General features: G+C 77.2%; 22 protein-coding genes. 17 read left to right on the top strand and 5 right to left on the bottom strand.

Translation table 11 applies throughout. The features are described 5' to 3' along the window. The first annotated feature begins 31 nt into the window (after nt 1-31). Together ACI79B_RS03820 and ACI79B_RS03815 are read left to right on the top strand one after the other, a co-directional pair. Nucleotides 32-1180 (top strand): D-alanine--D-alanine ligase family protein, encoded by a 1149-nt coding sequence (locus ACI79B_RS03820; RefSeq protein WP_456929209.1) that lies wholly within the window; start codon nt 32-34, stop codon nt 1178-1180. Beyond that, nucleotides 1177-1815: a hypothetical protein gene (locus tag ACI79B_RS03815; RefSeq protein ID WP_456929210.1), complete on the top strand. Its 639-nt coding sequence runs from the start codon at nt 1177-1179 to the stop codon at nt 1813-1815. The genes ACI79B_RS03820 and ACI79B_RS03815 overlap by 4 nt, the downstream gene beginning before the upstream one ends. A gap of 6 nt (nt 1816-1821) precedes the next feature. Here ACI79B_RS03815 and ACI79B_RS03810 read toward each other — a convergent pair whose 3' ends face one another. Further along, nucleotides 1822-2316 carry a DUF3515 domain-containing protein gene (locus tag ACI79B_RS03810; protein ID WP_456929211.1) on the bottom strand — a complete coding sequence of 165 codons (495 nt, stop codon included), beginning with the start codon at nt 2314-2316 and terminating at the stop codon, nt 1822-1824. Nucleotides 2317-2410: 94 nt separating this feature from the next. Further along, nucleotides 2411-2644, bottom strand: coding sequence for an Lrp/AsnC ligand binding domain-containing protein (locus ACI79B_RS03805; RefSeq protein WP_091212468.1), 234 nt, complete (start codon nt 2642-2644; stop codon nt 2411-2413). Nucleotides 2645-2736: 92 nt separating this feature from the next. Here ACI79B_RS03805 and ACI79B_RS03800 point away from each other — a divergent pair, with 92 nt between their 5' ends. Genes ACI79B_RS03800 through ACI79B_RS03790 form a run of 3 tightly spaced genes read left to right on the top strand, consistent with a single transcriptional unit; the run spans nt 2737 to nt 4902 of the window. Further along, entirely contained in the window at nt 2737-3771 is a 1035-nt protein-coding gene (locus ACI79B_RS03800) for a thiamine-phosphate kinase (RefSeq protein WP_456929212.1), read from the top strand. Next, complete coding sequence (locus ACI79B_RS03795) at nt 3755-4285, top strand: GNAT family N-acetyltransferase (RefSeq protein WP_456929213.1); 531 nt, start codon at nt 3755-3757, stop codon at nt 4283-4285. The genes ACI79B_RS03800 and ACI79B_RS03795 overlap by 17 nt, the downstream gene beginning before the upstream one ends. Continuing rightward, the gene (locus ACI79B_RS03790; protein ID WP_456929214.1) at nt 4273-4902 is read left to right on the top strand and encodes a cytidylate kinase-like family protein; all 630 of its coding nucleotides are present in this window, start codon (nt 4273-4275) and stop codon (nt 4900-4902) included. Before ACI79B_RS03795 ends, ACI79B_RS03790 begins: the two co-directional genes overlap by 13 nt. Before the next feature lie 84 nt (nt 4903-4986). On the opposite strand, the gene rpmB is transcribed toward ACI79B_RS03790, so the two are convergent. After that, nucleotides 4987-5169 (bottom strand): 50S ribosomal protein L28, encoded by a 183-nt coding sequence (gene rpmB / locus ACI79B_RS03785; RefSeq protein WP_436277817.1) that lies wholly within the window; start codon nt 5167-5169, stop codon nt 4987-4989. A 182-nt stretch (nt 5170-5351) separates the two neighbouring features. On the opposite strand from rpmB, the gene ACI79B_RS03780 reads away from it, so the two are divergent. The 12 genes from ACI79B_RS03780 to smc all read left to right on the top strand — a co-directional run bounded on the left by ACI79B_RS03780 (nt 5352) and on the right by smc (nt 17859). After that, the gene (locus ACI79B_RS03780; RefSeq protein ID WP_456929215.1) at nt 5352-6947 is read left to right on the top strand and encodes a DAK2 domain-containing protein; all 1596 of its coding nucleotides are present in this window, start codon (nt 5352-5354) and stop codon (nt 6945-6947) included. A gap of 4 nt (nt 6948-6951) precedes the next feature. Then, nucleotides 6952-9138: an ATP-dependent DNA helicase RecG gene (gene recG, locus ACI79B_RS03775; protein WP_456929216.1), complete on the top strand. Its 2187-nt coding sequence runs from the start codon at nt 6952-6954 to the stop codon at nt 9136-9138. A gap of 130 nt (nt 9139-9268) precedes the next feature. Continuing rightward, nucleotides 9269-9823 carry a 16S rRNA (guanine(966)-N(2))-methyltransferase RsmD gene (rsmD, locus tag ACI79B_RS03770; RefSeq protein WP_456929217.1) on the top strand — a complete coding sequence of 185 codons (555 nt, stop codon included), beginning with the start codon at nt 9269-9271 and terminating at the stop codon, nt 9821-9823. After that, the gene (gene coaD, locus ACI79B_RS03765) at nt 9820-10308 is read left to right on the top strand and encodes a pantetheine-phosphate adenylyltransferase (RefSeq protein ID WP_456929218.1); all 489 of its coding nucleotides are present in this window, start codon (nt 9820-9822) and stop codon (nt 10306-10308) included. The genes rsmD and coaD overlap by 4 nt, the downstream gene beginning before the upstream one ends. Beyond that, nucleotides 10305-10994 (top strand): hypothetical protein, encoded by a 690-nt coding sequence (locus tag ACI79B_RS03760; protein WP_456929219.1) that lies wholly within the window; start codon nt 10305-10307, stop codon nt 10992-10994. Before coaD ends, ACI79B_RS03760 begins: the two co-directional genes overlap by 4 nt. 125 nt (nt 10995-11119) lie before the next feature. Further along, nucleotides 11120-11746: a YceD family protein gene (locus ACI79B_RS03755; protein WP_456929220.1), complete on the top strand. Its 627-nt coding sequence runs from the start codon at nt 11120-11122 to the stop codon at nt 11744-11746. Nucleotides 11747-11748: 2 nt separating this feature from the next. Further along, the gene (rpmF, locus tag ACI79B_RS03750) at nt 11749-11928 is read left to right on the top strand and encodes a 50S ribosomal protein L32 (protein WP_089402499.1); all 180 of its coding nucleotides are present in this window, start codon (nt 11749-11751) and stop codon (nt 11926-11928) included. 11 nt (nt 11929-11939) lie between these two features. Beyond that, entirely contained in the window at nt 11940-12716 is a 777-nt protein-coding gene (gene rnc / locus ACI79B_RS03745) for a ribonuclease III (RefSeq protein WP_456929221.1), read from the top strand. A gap of 3 nt (nt 12717-12719) precedes the next feature. After that, complete coding sequence (gene mutM / locus ACI79B_RS03740; protein ID WP_456929222.1) at nt 12720-13595, top strand: bifunctional DNA-formamidopyrimidine glycosylase/DNA-(apurinic or apyrimidinic site) lyase; 876 nt, start codon at nt 12720-12722, stop codon at nt 13593-13595. Next, on the top strand, nt 13592-13867 hold the full coding sequence (locus ACI79B_RS03735; protein WP_456929223.1) for an acylphosphatase: 276 nt from the start codon (nt 13592-13594) through the stop codon (nt 13865-13867). The genes mutM and ACI79B_RS03735 overlap by 4 nt, the downstream gene beginning before the upstream one ends. A 151-nt stretch (nt 13868-14018) precedes the next feature. Further along, nucleotides 14019-14210 (top strand): hypothetical protein, encoded by a 192-nt coding sequence (locus ACI79B_RS03730; RefSeq protein ID WP_456929224.1) that lies wholly within the window; start codon nt 14019-14021, stop codon nt 14208-14210. Between the two features lie 76 nt (nt 14211-14286). After that, nucleotides 14287-17859, top strand: a complete 3573-nt coding sequence (gene smc / locus ACI79B_RS03725) for a chromosome segregation protein SMC (RefSeq protein ID WP_456929225.1) — start codon at nt 14287-14289, stop codon at nt 17857-17859. A gap of 6 nt (nt 17860-17865) precedes the next feature. On the opposite strand, the gene ACI79B_RS03720 is transcribed toward smc, so the two are convergent. Then, a complete protein-coding gene (locus ACI79B_RS03720) occupies nt 17866-18681 on the bottom strand; it encodes an endonuclease/exonuclease/phosphatase family protein (RefSeq protein WP_456929226.1) in 816 nt (271 codons plus the stop codon). A 4-nt stretch (nt 18682-18685) separates the two neighbouring features. After that, the gene (locus ACI79B_RS03715) at nt 18686-20401 is read right to left on the bottom strand and encodes an alkaline phosphatase D family protein (protein WP_456929227.1); all 1716 of its coding nucleotides are present in this window, start codon (nt 20399-20401) and stop codon (nt 18686-18688) included. Between the last annotated feature and the right edge of the window lie 28 nt (nt 20402-20429).

The following is a 20429-nucleotide window of genomic DNA, read 5'->3' as shown; positions in this document are numbered from 1 at the left end:
GCGCGGAGGCCGTCGACTAGGGTCGGCCGCGATGAGCGGAACGGGCAAGGTGCGCGTCGCGGTCGTGTTCGGGGGGCGCAGCGCCGAGCACGCCATCTCCTGCGTCAGCGCCGGGAGCGTGATGGCGGCGCTGGACCGGGAGCGCTACGAGGTGGTCCCCGTCGGCATCGCCCGCGACGGCCGCTGGGTGCTCCCCGACGAGGGCCAGCGGCTGGCCATCGACGGCGGCCGGCTGCCCGAGGTCACCGGCGGGACGGCGGTGTCGCTGGTCGGCGACCCCGCCGGGCGCGGGCTGGCCGTCCTGGAGCCGGCCGCCGCGATCGGCCCGGTGCTCACCGAGGTCGACGTCGTCTTCCCGGTGCTGCACGGCGCCTACGGCGAGGACGGCACCATCCAGGGGCTGCTGGAGATGAGCGGGCTCCCGTACGTCGGGTCGGGCGTGTTCGCCAGCGCCGCGTCGATGGACAAGGAGTTCACCAAGAAGCTCCTGGCCGCCGCCGGGCTGCCGCAGGGCGACCACGTGGTGCTCCGCGACGCCGAGGGCGCCCTGTCGGCCGACCCGGACCTGCTGACCGCCGAGGACCGCGAGCGGCTGGGCCTGCCGGTGTTCGTCAAGCCCTCGCGCGCCGGGTCCAGCATCGGCATCACCCGGGTCACCGACTGGGCGCAGTTCCCCGAGGCGGTGGCCACCGCGGCCGCCGTCGACCCGAAGGTCGTCGTCGAGGCCGCCGTGCCCGGCCGGGAGATCGAGTGCGGCGTGCTCGCCGGCCGCGACGGCGGGCCGCCGGAGGCCAGCCTGCCGGCGGAGATCCGGCTGAGGCCCGGCACCGACTGGTACGACTTCGACGCCAAGTACCTCGAGGACGCCGTCGAGTTCGACGTCCCGGCCGACCTCACGCCCGAGCAGACGCGGATGGTGCAGGAGGCCTCCCGCCGCGCCTACCTCGCCCTGGACTGCGAGGGCCTGGCGCGGGTGGACTTCTTCCTCGGCACCGGGCCCGACGGCCGCGAGCGGCTGGTCGTCAACGAGGTCAACACCATGCCGGGCTTCACGCCCATCTCGATGTTCCCGCGGATGTGGGCGGCCAGCGGGGTGTCCTACCCCGAGCTGGTGGACCGGCTGGTCACCTCCGCACTGACCCGTGCGGGCCGGCCGGGGGACCAGCGGACCCCCCGGTGACCCCGGGCCGCCTCGCGGCCGTCCTCGCCGGGCTGGTGTCGCTCGTCCCGGCCACCGGCTGCACGCCGACCAGCGCCACCCCCGCGCCCGCCCCCGCCACGCCGGAGGGCGTCGAGGAGCTGGAGGAGCTGCTGCTCGACGAGGTGCCCTCCGGCCTCCCGCGGATCGCCGACGCCGACCTGCAGCCCCCCGCCGGCGCCAAGACCGTCGACGACGTGGCCACCTACTCCGACGACCCCGCCCGCGAGCGCGCGGTGCTGCGCGAGTACGGCTACCGGCACGGCTGGGAGCGCTTCTGGGGCGCCACGGCCGGCCCGCTCACCAGCGTCTTCCTCGACCAGTTCGCCGACCCCGCCGGCGCCGCGGCCTACGCGCGCGACCTCGCCGGCAACGACGCCGAGCTCTACGACGGCGTGCTGCGGCACGACCCGGCGTCGCTGCCCGAGGGCTGCAGCCTGCTCACCGTCGCCGAGGTCGACCCGGCGACCGGGCTGTCCGGCCCGGCGGCGTTCGCCTGGTGCGCGCACGGGGTGTTCAGCGTCGGGGTGACCGCCGTGGCGGCCACCGAGCAGGCCGCGGGCGACGAGGTGCACGACGCCGTCCGGGCCCAGCTGGACGAGCTCCCGGTGGCCTGAGGGGCCTCAGCGCGGCGGCAGGGTGTCGGCGACGACGCCGCTGAGCACGGTGACCGGGGCGCTGTCGACACCGGGCGGCAGGGTCACCTGCACGTAGGCGGCACGGTCGACCGCGGTCCAGGTCGTCGCCTCCTCGGTCTGCTCGACGAACCAGGTGACCTGGTCGATCTGCAGCAGGCCCTCGCCGGCGACCAGGCCCGCGGGCTGCGGCACACCGCACACCAGCACGACCGGCGGCTCGCCCCAGGCGGCGGCGTACGGGGTGTCGGAGTCGACCAGCCGCTGCGGCTCCCCGGTCAGGTCGAGGGGGAGGCCGGACATCAGCGCCGGGCAGGTCGCGTCGGCCTCCGGCGTCGGCGGCGGGACCTCGACCGGCAGCACCGGGAGGTCCTCCGCGCGCTGCTGCGTGGGGGCACCGCTGACGTCGGCGACCGGCTCGTCGCCGTCGTCGTCGCCGCCGACCACGCGGACCAGGACGAGCAGCGCCACGAGCACCGGCACGACCACGGCGGTCGCGACCAGCGCCAGCCGGCGCAGCGGGTCGCGCGCGGGCGCCGGTGCCGGGTCCGGGGCGGGGGTGTCCTCGCTCAGCGGCTCAGATGTTGACGACGGGGCAGGTCAGCGTGCGCGTGATGCCGTCGACCGACTGGACGCGGGCGACCACCAGGCGGCCCAGCTCGTCGACGGTCTCTGCCTCGGCGCGGACGATGACGTCGTAGGGGCCGGTGACGTCCTCGGCCTTGGTCACGCCGGCGATCTCGCTGATCGTGGACGCCACCTGGGCGGCCTTGCCGACCTCGGTCTGGATCAGGATGTAGGCGTGGACCACGGGACGACCTTCCTCGGACGGCTCTGCGGGTGGCTGCCTGCCACCGGCAGACGGACCGGAGCGCAACGTACCCCAGCGACCCGGAGTGGCCTGTGACACGGCCCCGTCCGCTCGTGCCGCGCGAGGACCCCGCCGACAGCGTGCGGGTCGTGGGGGAGTTCGGCGTCATCGCCCGGGTGGTCGCCCGCGCCGGCTCCGCCCAGGTCGCGCAGGTCGGCCCCGGCGACGACGCCGCGGTGCTGCGGGTGCCCGACGGCCGGGTGGTCGCCACCACCGACGTGCTCGTCGAGGGCCGCCACTTCCGCCGCGACTGGTCCTCGGCCGAGGACGTCGGGCACAAGGCCGCCGCCGCCAACCTCGCCGACGTCGCCGCGATGGGCGGGGTGGCCACCGCGCTGCTGGTCGGGCTGGCCTGCCCCGCCGACACGCCCACCTCGTGGCTGGAGGGCGTGGCCGCCGGGATGGCCGCCGAGTGCGCGCCGCTGGGCGCCGCCGTCGTCGGCGGGGACACCGTGGCCTCGGCGTCCGACAGCGGCGCCGTCGTCCTGTCGGTCACCGCGCTGGGCGACCTCGGCGGCCGGGCGCCGGTGCTGCGCTCGGGGGCCCGGCCCGGGGACGTGCTCGCCGTCGCCGGGCGGCTGGGCTGGTCGGCGTGCGGGCTGGCCGTGCTGCGCCGCGGCTTCAGCAGCCCGCTGGCCGCCGTCACCGCGCACCGCCGCCCCACCCCGCCGTACCTCGCCGGGCCGGCCGCGGCCGACGCCGGCGCGACGGCCATGTGCGACGTCAGCGACGGCCTGCTCGCCGACGCCGGGCACCTGGCCGCCGACAGCGGCGTCGTCGTGGACGTCGACCGGGCCGCGCTGGTGCGTGCGACCCTGGAGCCGCCCGGTCCGCTGCAGCAGGTGGCGGCGGCCCTCGGCGCCGATCCGCTGGCCTGGGTGCTCACCGGCGGGGAGGACCACGCCCTGCTGGCCACCTTCCCGCCGGCCGCGGCGCTGCCGGAGGGGTGGGTGCCGATCGGGCGGGTCCAGGAGGGGGAGCCGGGCGTGTCCGTCAGCGGGGAGCCCGCGGCCGACGTCGCGGTGGCGGTCGGCGCGGAGGGGACCGGGCATGTCCACTTCGGCTGAGGTGCGGCTGCGCGACGGGTCGGTCGCGCGGCTGCGCGCGGTGCCCTACGACGACCCGCTGGCCCGCGACCTCGTCGAGCGGGTGCAGCAGGAGTACGTGGTCCGCTACGGCGGCCCGGACGGCGCCGCCGTCGACCCGGCCGAGTTCGTGCCCCCGGCCGGGCTGTTCCTCGTCGCCGAGGTCGGCGGCGAGCCGGCCGGCTGCGGCGCCTGGCGCCGGCACGGCGAGGGCGAGGACCCCGCCGTCGCCGAGGTCAAGCGCGTCTACGTCGTGCCGCGCTTCCGCCGGCGCGGCCTGGCCCAGGTGCTGGTCACCGCGCTGGAGGACTCCGCGCGCGCCTCGGGGTACCGCTCGGTCGTGCTCAACACCGGCGACCGCCAGCCCGAGGCGCTCGCGCTGTACGCGGCGATGGGATACACGCCCGTCCCGGGGTACGGCATCTACGCCGGCGAGGCCGGGGCGGTCTTCCTCGGCAGGGACCTCGTCGGCGAGGAGCAGCCGTGGGCGTCGTGACGATCTCCGCGTCCTACGGCGCGGGCGGGCCGGAGATCGGTCCCGCCGTCGCCGAGCGGCTCGGCCTGGCCTTCCACGACCGGGCGATCCCGGCCCAGGTGGCCGGGAGGCTCGGCGTCTCCCAGGACGACGCCGAGGCCAACGACGAGCGCGTCGTGCGCGGCCTGTGGCGGCTGGTGGCCTCGCTCGGGGCCATGCCCGACCCGGTCGGCGGCGTCGTGCCGGCGACCCCGCAGCCCGACGAGCGGGCCTACCGCGAGCACACCGAGCGGGTGCTGCGCGAGATCGCCGACGGCTCCGGCGGGGTGGTGCTCGGCCGCGCCGGGGCGCTGGTGCTGCGCGACCGGCCCGACGCCCTGCACGTGCGGCTCGACGGCCCGCCGGAGGCCCGGCTCCGGGCGGCGGTGGCGCGCTACGGCCGCCCCGCGGACGAGCTGCGGCGGGAGCTCGAGGCCAACGACACCACCCGCGAGGCCTACGTCCGGCACTTCTACCGGTGCGACCCGGCGGCCGCCCGGCACTACCACCTCGTCGTCGACGGGACGGCGCTGCCGCTGGGGACCGTGGTGGACCTGGTGGTCACCGCGGCCCGGGCCCGCGGGATCGGCGCCCGCTGACCCTCCGCGCACGCGAAGGACCCCGGAGGTGGTGACCTCCGGGGTCCTCGGCGAGCGGGCGGCCTCCGTCAGGAGGCCCGGCGATCAGGCGCGGACGACCTTGCCCGCGCGGATGCACGAGGTGCAGGCGTTGATCCGCTTGCGGTTGCCGGGGGCGACGAGCGCCCGCACCGACTGGATGTTCGGGTTCCAACGGCGCGGCGTGCGGCGGTGCGAGTGCGACACCGACATACCGAAACCGGGCCCCTTGCCACAGACATCGCACACGGCAGCCACGGTGGATCACTCCCAGAGAATCGATTTTCAGACGGCGGCGCACAGGCGGCGACCGCGAGACCGTCGTCCAGCATAACCGCTCCTCCGCGGAGCCGTCGCCGAGGTGGCAGGAGGACCGGGTCCGGCACCGCCACGGGACCGGGTCCGTCCGTCTCCGCGGGTACCCTCCGGCCGTGCTGCAGGCGCTGGACGACGCCGCGGTCGGTCGCTGGTGCCGCGCCGCGGTCACCGCGCTGTCCGCGGGACGGCGCAGCCTCGACGACCTCAACGTCTTCCCCGTGCCCGACGGCGACACCGGCACCAACCTGCTGCTCACCGCGCAGGCAGCGGTCGCCGAGCTCGACGCCGCCGGGGGACGCGAGCCGGCCTGGACCGCGCTCACCCGCGGCGCGGTCCTCGGCGCCCGCGGCAACAGCGGCACGATCCTCGCCCAGCTGGTGCGCGGCCTGTCCGACCAGCTCGCCGGCCAGGAACCCGCCGACGGCCCCGCGCTGGCCGCGGCGCTGCAGAAGGCCGCCGACACCGCCTACTCCGCGGTCGCCGACCCGGAGGAGGGCACCTTCCTCACCGTCGCCCGCGCGGGCGCCGAGTGCGCCGTGGCCGCCGTCGCCGAGGGCCGCACCGCCCTGGCCGACGTCGTCACCGCCGCCGCCGACGGCGCCCGCACGGCCCTGGAGGCCACCCCCGGCCAGCTCGACGCGCTGCGCCACGCCGGCGTGGTCGACGCCGGGGGTGCGGGCCTCTGCCTGGTCCTCGACGCCCTGGTGGTCACCGTCACCGGCGTCGAGCCCGCGCGCCCGCCGCTGGTGCCCCGCCCCGCGCACCCCGCCGACCCCGCCACCGTCCCGGCGCAGCCGCCGGCGGGCCCCGGCAGCGAGGTGCAGTACCTGCTCGCCGACGCCGACGAGGCCGCCGTCACCGTCCTGCAGTCCCGGCTGGCCGCCCTCGGCGACAGCCTCGTCGTCGTCGGCGTCGACACCCCCACCGGCCGGCAGTGGAACGTGCACGTGCACACGAACGACGTCGGCGGCGCGATCGAGGCCGGCATCGAGGCCGGCCGGCCGCACCGGATCACCGTCACCCCGCTGGCGCCGGTCCGCCCGCCCGCCCCGGTGCCCGGCCGCCGCGCCGTCGTCGCGGTCGTGCCGGGGGAGGGGCTGGCGCAGTTGTTCTCCGGTGAGGGCGTCCGCGTGGTCACCTGCGGGCCCGACGGCGTGGACGAGGACGAACTGCTCGACGAGGTGCTCGTCTCGGCCGCCTGCGACGTCGTCGTCCTGCCCAACGACCCCGCGCTGACCCCGGTCGCCGCGCGCGCCGCCGAGCGGGCCCGCGAGGCCGGCCGCGACGTCGCCGTCGTCCCCACCCGCTCGCCGGTGCAGGGCCTGGCGGCCATCGCCGTCGCCGACCCCGCCCGCCGCTTCGGCGACGACGTCATCGCCATGGCCGAGGCCGCCGCGGCCACCCGCTGGGCCGAGGTCACCCTCGCCGAGCAGGAGGCGCTCACCAGCGCCGGGTTCTGCCACCCCGGCGACGCGCTGGGCTCGGCGGAGGGCGACGTCGTGGTGGTCGGGCGCGACCTCGCCGCGGTCGCCTGCGACCTGCTCGACCGGCTGCTGTCGGCCGGCGGCGAGATGGCCACGCTCGTCGTCGGGCCGGACGCCGCGCTCGGCGACGCCGTCTGCGCGCACCTGGCCGCCGTCCACCCGACCGTCGAGGTGGTCCGCTACGACGCCGGCGCCGTCCTGCCCCTGCAGGTGGGGGTGGAGTAGCCCGATGGCGGTGACCCTCGACACCGACCTCGCGCGCGTGCTGGGCGCCAAGACGGCGAAGGCGATGGCCGAGTCGCTCGGGCTGCGCACCGTCCGCGACCTCCTGCGCCACTACCCCCGCCGCTACGCCCGCCGCGGCGAGATGACCCGGCTCGACGACCTGCAGGTCGGCGACCGCGTGACCGTGCTCGCCCAGGTCCGGCGGGTGACCAGCCGGCGGATGCGCAACCGGCCCGGCACGCTCACCGAGGTCACCGTCGGCGACGGCGCCGGCGAGATGCAGCTGGTCTTCTTCAACCGCAAGTTCGGGAAGCTCGAGGAGGGCGCCTGGGGGCTGTTCGCCGGCACGGTCGGCGAGTACCGCCGGACCAAGCAGTTCGCCCACCCCGACTTCCACCTCATCACCGGCGACGACGACGAGGACTGGGCCCGCGCGCTCATCCCCATCTACCCGGCGAGCAAGGACGTCTCCAGCTGGGTGATCCAGAAGTCGGTGCGGCTGCTGCTCGACGCCTCCGGCGGCTTCGGTTTCGTCGAGGACCCGCTGCCCGAGGACCTGCGCCGCCGCCACGGGCTGCTCAGCCTCCCCGCCGCCCTGCTCGACGTGCACCGCCCCACCAGCGACGAGGACGTCGAGCGCGCCGAGGAGCGCCTCAAGTGGGACGAGGCGCTGGTCCTGCAGCTGGTGCTGGGCGCCCGCCGCCGGGCCGCGGCCCTGGAGCCGGGCACCGCCCGCCCGCGCCGGGGCGGCGGGCTGCTCGACGCCGTCGACACCGCCCTGCCCTTCGAGCTGACCGAGGGGCAGCGGCAGGTGGGGGAGGAGCTCGCCGCCGAGCTGTCCCGCGAGCACCCGATGCACCGGCTGCTGCAGGGCGAGGTGGGCTCGGGCAAGACCGTCGTCGCGCTGCGGGCCATGGCGCAGGTGGTCGACGCGGGCGGGCAGGCCGCGCTGCTGGCACCCACCGAGGTCCTCGCCGCGCAGCACGCCCGCAGCATCTCGGCGATGCTCGGCCCGCTGGCCCGCGCCGGCGAGTTCGACGGCGACCCCGCCGGCACGAGGGTCGTGCTGCTCACCGGCTCGCTCAAGGCCGCCGCCCGCCGCGCCGCCCGCGCCGCGGTGGCCGACGGCAGCGCCGGCATCGTCGTCGGCACCCACGCGCTGCTGCAGGAGGGCGTCGAGTTCGCCGACCTCGGCCTGGTCGTCGTCGACGAGCAGCACCGCTTCGGCGTGGAGCAGCGCGACGCGCTGCGCGCCAAGGGCAACCGGCCGCCGCACGTGCTGGTCATGACCGCCACGCCGATCCCGCGCACCGTCGCGATGACCGTCTACGGCGACCTGGAGACCTCCGTGCTGCGGCAGCTGCCCAGCGGCCGCGGTGGCGTGGCCAGCTCGGTGGTCCCCGTCAGCGACAAGCCCACCTGGCTCGACCGCGCCTGGGAGCGGCTGCGCGAGGAGGTCGCCGCCGGGCGGCAGGCCTACGTCGTCTGCCCGCGGATCGGCGACGAGGACACCGGCAGCGAGGACGAGCCCGACGAGGCCGACGCCCCGCAGGAGAGCGGCGGCGACGGCGACCGGCGGCCGCCGCTGGCCGTCCTCGACGTCGCCGAGGCGCTCAGCGAGGGCCCGCTCGCCGGGCTGCGGCTGGCGGTGCTGCACGGCCGCATGACGCCCGAGGCCAAGGAGGCGACCATGCGGGCCTTCGCCGCCCGCGAGGTCGACGTCCTGGTCGCCACCACCGTCGTCGAGGTCGGTGTCGACGTGCCCAACGCCACCGTCATGGTGGTCATGGACGCCGACCGCTTCGGCGTCAGCCAGCTGCACCAGCTGCGCGGCCGCGTCGCCCGCGGACGACACCGGGGGCTGTGCCTGCTGGTCACCGAGGCCCGCGAGACGACGGCGACCGGGCAGCGGCTGGCCGCGGTCGCCGGCACCTCCGACGGCTTCGAGCTCGCCCGCGTGGACCTCGAGACCCGCCGCGAGGGCGACGTCCTCGGCGCCGCGCAGTCCGGACGGCGCTCCACCGTCAAGCTGCTGTCCCTGCTCGAGGACGAGGAGCTCATCGCCACCGCCCGCGCCGAGGCGACCGCGCTGCTGGCCACCGAGCGCGGGCTGGCCGACCACCCGGGCCTGGCCGCCGAGGTCGCCGCCCTGGCCACCGACGAGCGCGCCGACTACCTCGAGAAGGCATGAGGACGGACCCCCTGCCCCCCGCCACTCGCAGCGTAAGGGCCCCGTCCTCCCCACCCTTCGCGAGCTCAGGGCGGGACCCGGGACGGGGCCAGGGACCCTGCAGGGGGCCGTCGACGTCGGGGACGGGGCAGTGACCCGCCTGATCTCCGGCGCGGCCGGGGGCCGGCGGCTCAAGGTGCCGCCCAGCGGGGTGCGGCCCACCGGCGACCGCGCCCGCGAGGGGTTGTTCAACAGCCTGGGCACCCTGCTCGACCTCGACGGCGCCGCCGTCCTCGACCTCTACGCCGGCTCCGGCGCGCTCGGGCTGGAGGCGCTGTCCCGCGGCGCCGCGCAGGTGGTGCTCGTCGAGAACGGCCCCCGCGTGCTGCCGGTGCTGCGCGCCAACGTCGCCGCCGTCGGCCTGCCCGGCGCGCGGGTGGTCACGGGGTCGGTGCCCACCGTCGTCGGCGGCGCGCCGCCGGCCCGTTTCGACCTCGTGCTGGCCGACCCGCCCTACGCCGTCCCGGCCGAGGAGGTGCGCGGCGTGCTGAGTGCGCTGGTGACGGGGGAGTGGCTCGCCCCGGACGCGGTCGTCGTCGTCGAGCGGTCCTCCCGCGAGGAGCCCTGGGAGTGGCCGACACCGCTGACCGGTATCCGCGACCGCCGCTACGGGGAGGCGTTGCTCCGGTACGGTCGCCTCCCGTGAGGCGAGCGGTCTGTCCCGGGTCGTTCGACCCGGTCACCAACGGCCACGTCGACGTGATCACCCGGGCCGCCGCGCTGTACGACGAGCTGGTGGTGGCCGTCCTGGTCAACCCCGGCAAGGCCGGGCTGTTCTCCGTCGACGAGCGCATGGAGCTGCTGCGCGACGCGGTGGCCGAGCTGCCCAACGTCGTCGTCGACAGCTTCAGCGGCCTGCTCGTCGACTACTGCCGCAGCCACGACATCCCGGTGGTGGTCAAGGGCCTGCGGGCGGTCGGCGACTTCGAGTACGAGCTGCAGATGGCGCAGATGAACCGCGAGCTGGCCGGCGTGGAGACGCTGTTCGTGCCCACCGCGCCGCAGGTCGGCCACCTGTCCTCCAGCCTGGTCAAGCAGATCGCCACCTTCGGCGGCGACGTCTCCCGGCTGGTGCCCAAGGCGGTCCTCGAGCGGCTGCTGGCCAAGCGCGACGACGGGGCGGCGTCGTGACCGAGGTCGTCTACCGGCTCTACGAGGTCGTCGACGAGCTCAGCCGGGTCATCGAGAGCGCGCGCAGCGTGCCCATGTCCGGCTCCTGCATGGTGCCGCGCGACCACCTGCTCGACCTGCTCGACGACCTCCGGGAGAACCTGCCGGAGGAGGTGCACGCGGCCGGCGCGATCGTCGAGCAGCGCACCGAGATCCTCGAGCAGGCGCAGGCCGAGGCCGAGCAGCTCACCGGCCGGACCCGCGAGGAGGCCGACCGGCTGGTCGCCTCCGCCCGCCGGCAGCGCGAGGAGGTCCTCGGCACCGCCCGGCGGCAGCGCGACGAGCTGCTCGCCCGCGCCCAGGCCGAGGCCGAGGACCTGCTCACCCGGGCCGAGGCGGAGGCCGACCGGCTGATCGCCGAGGCGCAGGCCCACCACGAGGCGGTGCTCGCCGACGCCCAGGCCCAGCACGCCGAGGTGCTCGCCACCGCGCAGGCCGAGCACGAGCGGCTGGTCAGCGAGACCGAGGTCTACCGCGGCGCGGTCGCCCGCTCCGACGAGCTCGGGGCGCAGACCGTCGCCGAGGTCAACCGGATGCGCGCCGAGGTCGACGAGTACGTCGACACCCGGCTGGCCGACTTCGGCACCACCCTCGAGCGGATGCTGCGCTCGGTGGAGAAGGCCCGCGAGACGCTGCGCGAGCCCTAGGCCGGAGGACGTCCCGGCGGCCCGGACGGCGACGGCGCGGGATCGGGTAGTCTCGGTTGCTGGTCCGACCACCGGTGTCCGCGCCCGGCCGGATCCCCTCCCACCTGACGACCGCGAGTACCGACATGCCTGCCGCACCTGCCGACCGCCGCCCCGGCGCCGCGTCCTCCGACGCCCGGCGCCCCGCTGCCGACCCCTGGGCCGTCGAACTGCGCGAGCTCGGCCGCCGCCCGGGCTCCATGCAGGAGCTCGACCGCACCGTCCCGGCCCCCGAGGGCTGGCGGCTGGAGATGATCGGCGTCCCCGAGGGCGCGCCGGTCCACCTGCGGCTGCGGCTGGAGTCGGTGATGGAGGGCGTGCTGGTCTCCGGCGACGTCGAGGTCCCGGTCGAGGGCCAGTGCGCCCGGTGCCTGGACCCGGTCGAGGACACCTACGACCTCGACGTCCAGGAGCTGTTCGCCTACCCGGGCAGCGCCACCGAGGCCACCAGCGAGGAGGACGAGGTCCGCCTCGTCGAGGGCGAGCGCATCGACCTCCAGCCGATGGTGCGCGACGCCGTCGTCCTCGCCCTGCCGCTCTCGCCCACCTGCACCGAGGACTGCGCCGGCCTGTGCTCCGGCTGTGGCCAACGCCTCGACGACCTGCCGGACGACCACTCGCACGAGCTGGTCGATCCCCGCTGGGCCGGCCTCGCCGGCCGTTTCACCACCGGAGCGGTCACCGACCGTCCGGGCGACCCTGAGGAGAACTGACCGTGGCCGTCCCGAAGCGGAAGATGTCCCGCGCCAACACCCGCGCCCGCCGGTCGCAGTGGAAGGCGAGCGCCCCCACGCTGGCCCCCTGCCCGAACCGCGCCTGCGGCCAGCTCAAGCCGCCGCACCAGGCCTGCCCGAACTGCGGCCAGCACGCCGGCCGCCAGGTCCTCTCGGTCTGACCCGGCACGACGTGGGCAGCGCCGCCCGCACGCCGGTCGTCCCCGACGGCGGCTCGCCGGCGGGACCGGCGCACGCCGACTCCGCGGCCGCCTGGCTGCTCGACGCCCTCGGCATCGAGCTGCCCGGCGGCCTGCTGGCGTTGGCGCTGACCCACCGCTCCTACGCCTACGAGCACGGCGGCCTGCCCACCAACGAGCGGCTGGAGTTCCTCGGCGACGCGGTGCTCGGCCTCGTCGTCACCGACGAGCTCTACCGCAGCCAGCCGGACCTGCCCGAGGGCCGGCTGGCCAAGCTGCGCGCGTCGGTGGTCAACATGACCTCGCTGGCCGGGGTCGCCCGGCGGCTCGGCGACGGCGGCCTGGGGCCGCACCTGCTGCTCGGCCGCGGCGAGGAGACCACCGGCGGCCGGGAGAAGGACTCGATCCTCGCCGACGCGCTCGAGGCGCTGATCGGCGCGGTGCACCTGGGCGTGGGCCTGGAGGTCGCGGCGGCCGTCGTGCACCGGCTGTTCGACCCGCTGCTGGTCGAGTCCGCCACCCGCGGCGCCGGCCTGGACTGGAAGACCAGCCTCCAGGAGCTCGGCGCCGCCCGCGGCCTGGGCGCCCCCGTCTACGACGTCACCGACGAGGGCCCGCCGCACGCCAAGACGTTCACCGCCGCGGTGTCCCTGGCCGGCGTCGTCCGGGGCAAGGGCACCGGGCGCACCAAGAAGGCCGCCGAGCAGGAGGCCGCCGAGGCCGCCTGGCGCGCCGTCTCGGCCGACACCCCCGCGGCCGCCGGGGACTGACCCGTGCCCGAGCTGCCGGAGGTCGAGGTGGTCCGGCGCGGCCTGGAGCGCTGGGTCGCCGGGCGCACCGTGGCCGCCGTCGAGGTGCACCACCCGCGCGCGGTCCGCCGGCACCTCGAGGGCGCCGAGCACTTCGTCGCGGCGCTGACCGGCCGCACGCTCAGCGCCGCACACCGCCGCGGCAAGTACCTGTGGCTGCCGCTCAGCGAGGCCGACGGCACGCCCGCCGGCCGGGCGATGGTCGCCCACCTCGGCATGAGCGGGCAGCTGCTGGTGGAGAAGCGCTCCCAGCCCGACGAGACCCACCTGCGCGCCCGGTTCACCTTCACCGACGGCGGCCGGGAGCTGCGCTTCGTCGACCAGCGCACGTTCGGCGGGCTGGCGGTGGGGGACGCCGACGGCGAGCGCATCCCGCAGCGGCTGGCGCACATCGCCATCGACCCGCTGGACCCCTCCTTCGACGAGGCCGGCTTCAGCGCCGCGCTGCGCCGCCGGCGCACCGAGGTCAAGCGCGCGCTGCTGGACCAGACGCTGATCGGCGGCGTCGGCAACATCTACGCCGACGAGGCGCTGTGGCGGGCCCGCCTGCACGGCGCGCGGCCCACCGACTGGCTGACCCGCACCCAGGTCGCGGACCTGCTCGACGGCGTGCGCAGCGTGCTCGGCGAGGCGCTGGCGCAGGGCGGCACTTCGTTCGACTCGCTGTACGTCGACGTCAACGGGCAGAGCGGCTACTTCTCCCGCTTCCTCGCCGTCTACGGCCAGGCCGACCGGCCCTGCCCGCGGTGCGGGACGCCGATCGTCCGGGAGTCGTTCATGAACCGGTCGAGCTACAGCTGCCCGCAGTGCCAGCCGCGCCCGCGCGCGAGGCGGTCGTGAGCGACGCCGTCCGCGTGCGCGTGCTGGTCTCCGGCCGCGTGCAGGGCGTCGGCTACCGCTGGTTCGTCCGCGGCCTGGCCGAGGCCACCGGCCTGTCGGGCTGGGCGCGCAACCTGCCCGACGGCCGCGTCGAGGTCGAGCTGGAGGGACCGGCCGACGACGTCCGCGCCGTCGTCGCCGCGCTGAGCGGCCCGGACGCCCCCGGCCGGGTGACCGGGACGGCGCAGGAGGACCGCGGGGTGCAGGGGGTCCGCGGCTTCACCACCGCGTGACGAAGACGACATCCCCCCGACACGATGACGCTCCAGTCTTGGCGTTGACCTGCGTGTCGGGGGCTGTCACCCTGGGGACACGAAGCCCGCGCCGACCGACCTCCCGGGGCGGCGGGCACCCCCTCTCGCTGTCGGAAAGGCCGTTTCCGCCATGGCCAAGGCCCTGTTCGGTTCCGTCGTGTCCCCCGCGGAGCTCCGCGTACTCGAGGAGAACGCGGTCCTGCGTGCCAAGGTGCGCCGCCTGGAGCAGGAGCTGACCGAGCTGCGGGCCCAGCGGGAGGCGGCCATCGCCCACGAGCTGCTGAGCCTGACCGGCGACAACGCCGAGCCGGCCCTCGCGTAACCGCGTTCTCCTCCTCAGCACCACCCGCCTCGTCCGTCCCGGCGCATCACCCCGGGAGGACTAGGCTGCCGAGTCCGTGCACCTGTCCAGCCTGACGCTCAAGGGCTTCAAGTCCTTCGCGTCCCCGACGACGCTCCGGCTCGAGCCGGGCATCACCGCCGTCGTCGGCCCCAACGGCTCGGGCAAGTCCAACGTCGTCGACGCCATCGCCTGGGTCCTGGGCGAGCAGGGCGCCAAGTCGCTGCGCGGCGGCAAGATGGAGGACGTCATCTTCGCCGGCACCGCCGGCCGCCCGGCCCTGGGCCGGGCCGAGGTGACCCTCACCATCGACAACGCCGACGGCGCGCTGCCGATCGACTACACCGAGGTCTCGGTCACCCGCCGGATGTACCGCTCCGGCGAGAGCGAGTACGAGATCAACGGCGACAAGGTCCGCCTGCTCGACGTGCAGGAGCTGCTCAGCGACGCCGGCATCGGCCGCGAGATGCACGTCATCGTCGGCCAGGGCCAGCTCGACGCCGTGCTGTCCGGCCGCCCCGAGGACCGGCGCGCGTTCGTCGAGGAGGCCGCCGGCGTCCTCAAGCACCGCAAGCGCAAAGAGAAGGCGCTCCGCAAGCTCGACGCGATGCAGGCCAACCTCGACCGGCTGGCCGACCTGACCGCCGAGCTGCGCCGCCAGCTCAAGCCGCTGGGCCGCCAGGCCGAGGTCGCCCGCCGCGCCGCCGGCGTGCAGGCCGAGCTCCGCGACGCCCGCCTGCGGCTGCTCGCCGACGACCTGGTCGGCCTGCGCGACGCCCTGGCCAAGGACGTCGCCGACGAGACCGCGGCCCGCGAGCGGCGCGCCGTCGTCGAGGCCGAGCACGCCGCCGTCTCCCGTCGCGAGTCCGAGCTGGAGGCGGCACTGGCCGCCGACGCGCCCCGCCTGGGCGCCGCGCAGGACACCTGGTACCGGCTGTCCGCGCTGGGCGAGCGGTTCCGCGGCGTCGCCCAGCTGGCCGCCGAGCGGCACCGCCACCTGTCCGCCGCCGGGCCCGCCCCCACCGGCGGCCGCGACCCCGAGCAGCTGGAGGCCGAGGCCGACCGCGTCGCCGCGACCGAGGCCGAGCTCGCCGCCGGGCTCGAGGCCGAGCGCGGCCGGCTGGCCACCGCCGTCACCACCCGCACCGGGCTGGAGGAGGCGCTGGCCGCGGAGGAGCGCGCCTGGGTGGCCGCCACCCGCGCGCTCGCCGACCGCCGCGAGGGCCTGGCCCGGCTGTCGGGCAAGGTCGCCGCCGGCCGCTCCCGCGCCGCCGCCGGGCAGGCCGAGGTGGAGCGGCTGGCGCAGGCCGCCGCCGAGGCGGCCGCGCGCGCCGAGGCCGCCGGGGCGCGGCTGGCCGAGCGGCGGGCCGGCGTCGCCGACGCCGACGACGAGGACGTCGCGCTGGTCACCGCGCACACCGACGCCGTCGCCGCGCACACCGCCGCCGCGCGCACCGTCACCGAGCTCGCCGACGCCGAGCGCGCCGCCGAGCGCGACCGCGCCTCCTGGGCCGCCCGCCGCGACGCGCTCGCCCTGGGCCTGGCCCCCGCCGACGGCGCGGCTGCCGTCCTCGCCTCGGGCCTGCCCGGCGTGGTCGGGCCGGTCACCGAGCGGATCACCGTGGCGCCCGGCGCGGAGGTGCCGCTGGCCGCCGCGCTCGGCGGGCTGGCCGAGGCCGTCGTCGTCACCGGCGTCGCCGAGGCCACCGCCGTGCTCGCGCAGCTGCGCGACACCGACGCCGGCCGCGCCGGGCTGCTGGTCACCGGCGGCCCGCCGCCGCTGCCGCGCGAGGGCTGGCCGGCGCTGCCCGAGGGCCTGTCCTGGGCGCTGGACCTGGTCGAGGCGCCCGCGGAGCTGCACCCGGCGCTGGCCCGCGCGCTGGACCGGGTCGCCGTCGTCGTCACCCTCGACGCCGCCCGCGCGCTGGTCGCCACGCACCCGCGGGTGCGCGCCGTCACCGCCGACGGCGACCTCGTGGGCGCCGACTCCGCCACCGGCGGCGCGACCAACGCCCCCTCGGGCCTGGAGGTGCGCGCCCGCGTCGACGAGGCCGAGCGCGAGCTCGCCGCCGCCAGCGACCGCGCCGCCGACCTGGCCGACCGGCTGGCCGCCGCCCGCGACACGGCCCGCGCCCGCTCGGCCGACGTCGACACCGCGCTGGCCGCCCGTCAGGCCGCCGACCGCAGCCGCTCGAAGCTCGCCGCGGAGCTCGCCGAGCTCGGCGCCGCGGCCCGGTCGGCCGTCGCCGAGGCCGAGCGCTCGGACGCCGCCCGGCGCCGCGCCGAGCGGGCGCTGGAGGAGTCGCAGGCGGGCCTCGCCGAGCTCGAGGCGCGGCTCGCCGAGGCGGAGGCGGCGCCGGTCGAGGAGGAGCCGTCGGCCGAGCAGCGCGACCGGCTGCGCCTGGAGGTGGCCGCGGCCCGGCAGGCCGAGACCGAGGCCCGGCTGGCCGTGCGGACGGCGGAGGAGCGGGCCCGCGCCCTGTCCGGGCGCGCCGACGCGCTGCGCCGCCAGGCCCGGCAGGAGCGGGCCGCCCGCGAGCGCGCCGCGGCCGCCCGGCTGGCCCGCCGCCGCGGCGCGGAGGTCGCCGCCCGGGTGCGCGCCGGCGCCGAGGAGGCCCTCACCGCGCTGGCCGGCTCGCTGACCCGCGCCGCCGCCGAGCGCGACGAGCTGGCCCGGCAGCGCACCGCCCGCGAGGCCGAGCTGCTCGAGGTCCGCACCCGGGTCCGCGCCGCGACCGCGGAGCTGGAGCGGCTCACCGACGAGGTGCACCGCGACGAGGTCGCCCGCGCCGAGCAGCGGCTGCGCATCGAGGCGCTGGAGGAGCGCGCCGCCGAGGAGTTCGGCGTCGACCTGCCCACGCTGGTCGCCGAGTACGGGCCGGCCGCGCCGGTGCCGCCGACCCCCGCGCAGGTCGCCGCCGCCGAGGCCGCCGGGGAGCCCGAGCCGCCCGCGGCGCCCTACGACCGCGCCACCCAGGAGCGCCGCGCCGCCCGCGCCGAGCGGGACCTCACCACCCTCGGCAAGGTCAACCCGCTGGCGCTGGAGGAGTTCGCCGCGCTCGAGGAGCGGCACACCTTCCTCGCCACCCAGCTCGAGGACCTCAGGGCCACCCGCCGGGACCTGCTGACCGTCGTCCGCGAGGTCGACGGGCGCATCCACGACGTGTTCGCGTCCGCCTTCGCCGACGTCGCCCGCGAGTTCGAGGGCGTGTTCGCCACGCTGTTCCCGGGCGGGCAGGGTCGGCTGGTGCTCACCGACCCCGAGGACATGCTCACCACCGGCGTGGAGATCGAGGCCCGCCCGCCCGGCAAGAAGGTCAAGCGGCTGTCGCTGCTGTCCGGCGGCGAGCGCTCGCTGACCGCCGTCGCGCTGCTCGTGTCGATCTTCCGGGCCCGGCCCTCGCCGTTCTACGTGCTCGACGAGGTCGAGGCCGCGCTCGACGACGTCAACCTGGGCCGGCTGCTCACCCTCGTCGAGCAGCTGCGGGCGACGTCGCAGCTGATCGTCATCACCCACCAGAAGCGGACGATGGAGATCGCCGACGCCCTCTACGGCGTGAGCATGCGCGGCGACGGCATCACCGGCGTCATCAGCCAGCGCCTGCGGGAGGCCGACGCCGCCTCGGCCTGAGGGGTCTCACACCCCCGAGGGGACCAGCAGGTCGACGACGAGCGGCAGGTGGTCGGAGGCGCCGGCGCCGTCGAGGACGCGCGCCCCGGCGACCTGGATGCCCGGGGTCACCCACACCTGGTCGATGCGCACGTGCGGGGCGCGGGCGGGGTGGGTGAGGCCCTCGTCGCGCTGCCAGAAGCGCCACCGCGCCTGGTCCTCGCGCTCGCCGGCGGCCTCCCAGGCGTCGGTGAACCGCCCGCGCAGGCCGGCGAGCTCGGGGGCGTCGGGGCCGGCGTTGAGGTCGCCGACCAGCACGCCGGTGGCCATCGGCTCGGTGGTCAGCGCCGCCAGCAGGTCCACCTGCGCGGCGCGCTCCTCCGGCGAGCGGGTCGTCAGGTGCGTGGTGGTCACCCACAGCGCGCCGCCGTCGAGCTCGACCAGGGTGCGCAGCGCGCTGCGCGGCTCGCCGCTGCCCGGCAGCGGGTGGACGTCGCTGACCAGGATCGGCAGCCGGGACAGCAGCGCGTTGCCGTACTGCCGCCGCGGCGCGTCGCCGGGGCGGGCCTCGTCGATCGCCGGGCCCCAGGCCAGCTGCATGTCCAGCGCCCGGGACAGCAGCAGCGCCTGGTCGACGTCCTCGCTGCGCTCGCCGAAGTGCCGGTCCACCTCCTGCAGGCAGATGACGTCGGCGTCGGCGGCGGCGAGCACCTTGGCCAGCCGCGGCAGGTCGTGCCGCCGGTCGTCGCCCACGCCGTGGTGGGTGTTGAAGGTGACCAGCCGGACGGGGATGGGCGGCTGGTCGGGTCCGGGGGCCGGCTTCTGACCACGGGGTTCGGTCACCCCGTCAGCCTGTCACCTCCGCCGTCGGGGCCGCAGCGGGCACCGGACCGGCCAGCGGCAGGTCGAGCACCTGCTGCAGGCGCTCCTCGCCGTCGGGCCGGTGGTCGCTGACGTGCAGCAGGAACCGCGCCCGCCGGCCCTCGAGCACCAGCTCGCCCACCTGGTTGCCGAAGAACGGCCCGGCCGCCTTGGCCCACTCGACCGACGCGGGACGGACGCGGGCCGCCCGCGCGACCGCCCCGGTCAGCCGCCGCGCCCAGCGGCTCCAGCCGATGCGGAAGCCGACCCGGATCGGGTGCGGCGCCTGGTTGTGCAGCGGCGAGACGGTGAGCTGGTGCACCCGCCCGGCGAGGCCGCCGGGGGAGACCACCTCGGCGGCGTAGGCGTGGTGGACGTCGCCGGAGAGCACCACCGCCGTGGCCGGCGCCCGGCCGTGCTCGCCGCGGGCCACGGCCAGCAGCGCGGCGGCCAGCCGGTCGAAGGAGTGCCCGAACGCGGCCCAGTGCTCGAGGTCGGCGGCCTGCCGCAGCGCCTCGGCCAGCCGGCCCAGCGGCCGCCCCTCGTGCCGGACCGCCAGCGCCTCGTCCCAGCGCTCGATCGCGTCGATCGCGTGGGGGAGCAGCCAGGGCAGCGACGTGCCGACCAGCAGGTGCTCGACGCCGTCCGCGACCGCGGCGCGCATCTGCTCCTCGATCCAGCCGAACTCGTCGTCGTCGACCATCCGGCGGGACCGCTCCTCCAGCACCCGCCCGGCCCGGCTGTCGACCACGAGCAGCCGCGCCTCGCCCCAGTGGCGCACGTAGCTCCAGCGCACCGACCGCGGGTCCCGGTCGGCGGCCTCGGCCATCTCGCGCAGCACCGGCTCGGCGTCGGCGCCCTCGGGCAGCGCGCACACGGCCTGCCACGTCCCGCTGGCCGCCAGCTCGGCGGGGGAGAGGTTGCCCAGGTGCTGGTAGACCCAGTAGCTGACCATCCCGCCGGCGATGCGGTCGGCCCACCAGTCGGTGGCGGTCACCCGGCGCCGCCAGGCGGCCGAGGTGTTCCAGTCGTCGATCATCTCGTGGTCGTCGAAGACCATGGACGACGGGATGGTGGCCAGCAGCCACCGGACCTGCGGGTCGCTCCAGGACTCGGCGTAGAGCCGGGTGTACTCCTCCAGGTCGCGGACCTGGGCACCGCGCTCCACCGGCCCGCCGCGGCGCAGCCCCAGCCACGAGCGGGTCGCCGGGGTCAGCTCGTCGGCGTAGACCTGGTCGCCGAGCAGCACCAGCGCGTCGGGCCACTCGTCCTCCGGCAGCGCCGCGACCCGCTCGGCGTAGGCGTCCAGCGCGTCGGGCGGGATGCCCTCGGTGACGTCGACGGTGCCCGGCGCGGCGTAGCGGCAGGAGCCGAAGGCCAGCCGGAAGGGCCCGGGCCGCCCGGGTGTGCGGATCCGGCTCGGCGGGAACGGCGAGCCCTCCTCGGGCCACACCCGGACGCCGTCCGTGCCGTCGGTCGAGAGGTGCACCTCGTAGGGCGTGGTGCCGCCCGGCGCCAGCGCCTCGACGACGACGAGCGCGTAGTGGTGCCGGCCCACGCGGAAGGTGCGCGCGCTGCGCCCGAGGACCTCGACGGTGCACGCGCGGTCGGTCTCGACCCACACGGTCGCCGACACCGGGTCGACGTGCCGCAGCAGCGGGCCGAGCAGGAGGGCCGGGGCGTCCCCGGTGGGCAGCGCCATGACCGCCAGCCTCGCCGACCGACCCGCG

This window comes from Geodermatophilus sp. SYSU D00879 (genome assembly GCF_054050375.1).
Note: the sequence above shows the minus strand (reverse complement) of the source record. Positions and strands in the feature narration are given on the sequence as shown.

Excerpts from the sequence above, each read along its gene's own strand:
- ACI79B_RS03820 (WP_456929209.1), top strand. The coding sequence starts at position 32 with ATGAGCGGAACGGGCAAGGTGCGCGTCGCGGTCGTGTTCGGGGGGCGC.
- ACI79B_RS03795 (WP_456929213.1), top strand. The coding sequence starts at position 3,755 with ATGTCCACTTCGGCTGAGGTGCGGCTGCGCGACGGGTCGGTCGCGCGG.
- recG (WP_456929216.1), top strand. The coding sequence starts at position 6,952 with ATGGCGGTGACCCTCGACACCGACCTCGCGCGCGTGCTGGGCGCCAAG.
- ACI79B_RS03755 (WP_456929220.1), top strand. The coding sequence starts at position 11,120 with ATGCCTGCCGCACCTGCCGACCGCCGCCCCGGCGCCGCGTCCTCCGAC.
- ACI79B_RS03730 (WP_456929224.1), top strand. The coding sequence starts at position 14,019 with ATGGCCAAGGCCCTGTTCGGTTCCGTCGTGTCCCCCGCGGAGCTCCGC.
- ACI79B_RS03715 (WP_456929227.1), bottom strand. The coding sequence starts at position 20,401 with ATGGCGCTGCCCACCGGGGACGCCCCGGCCCTCCTGCTCGGCCCGCTG.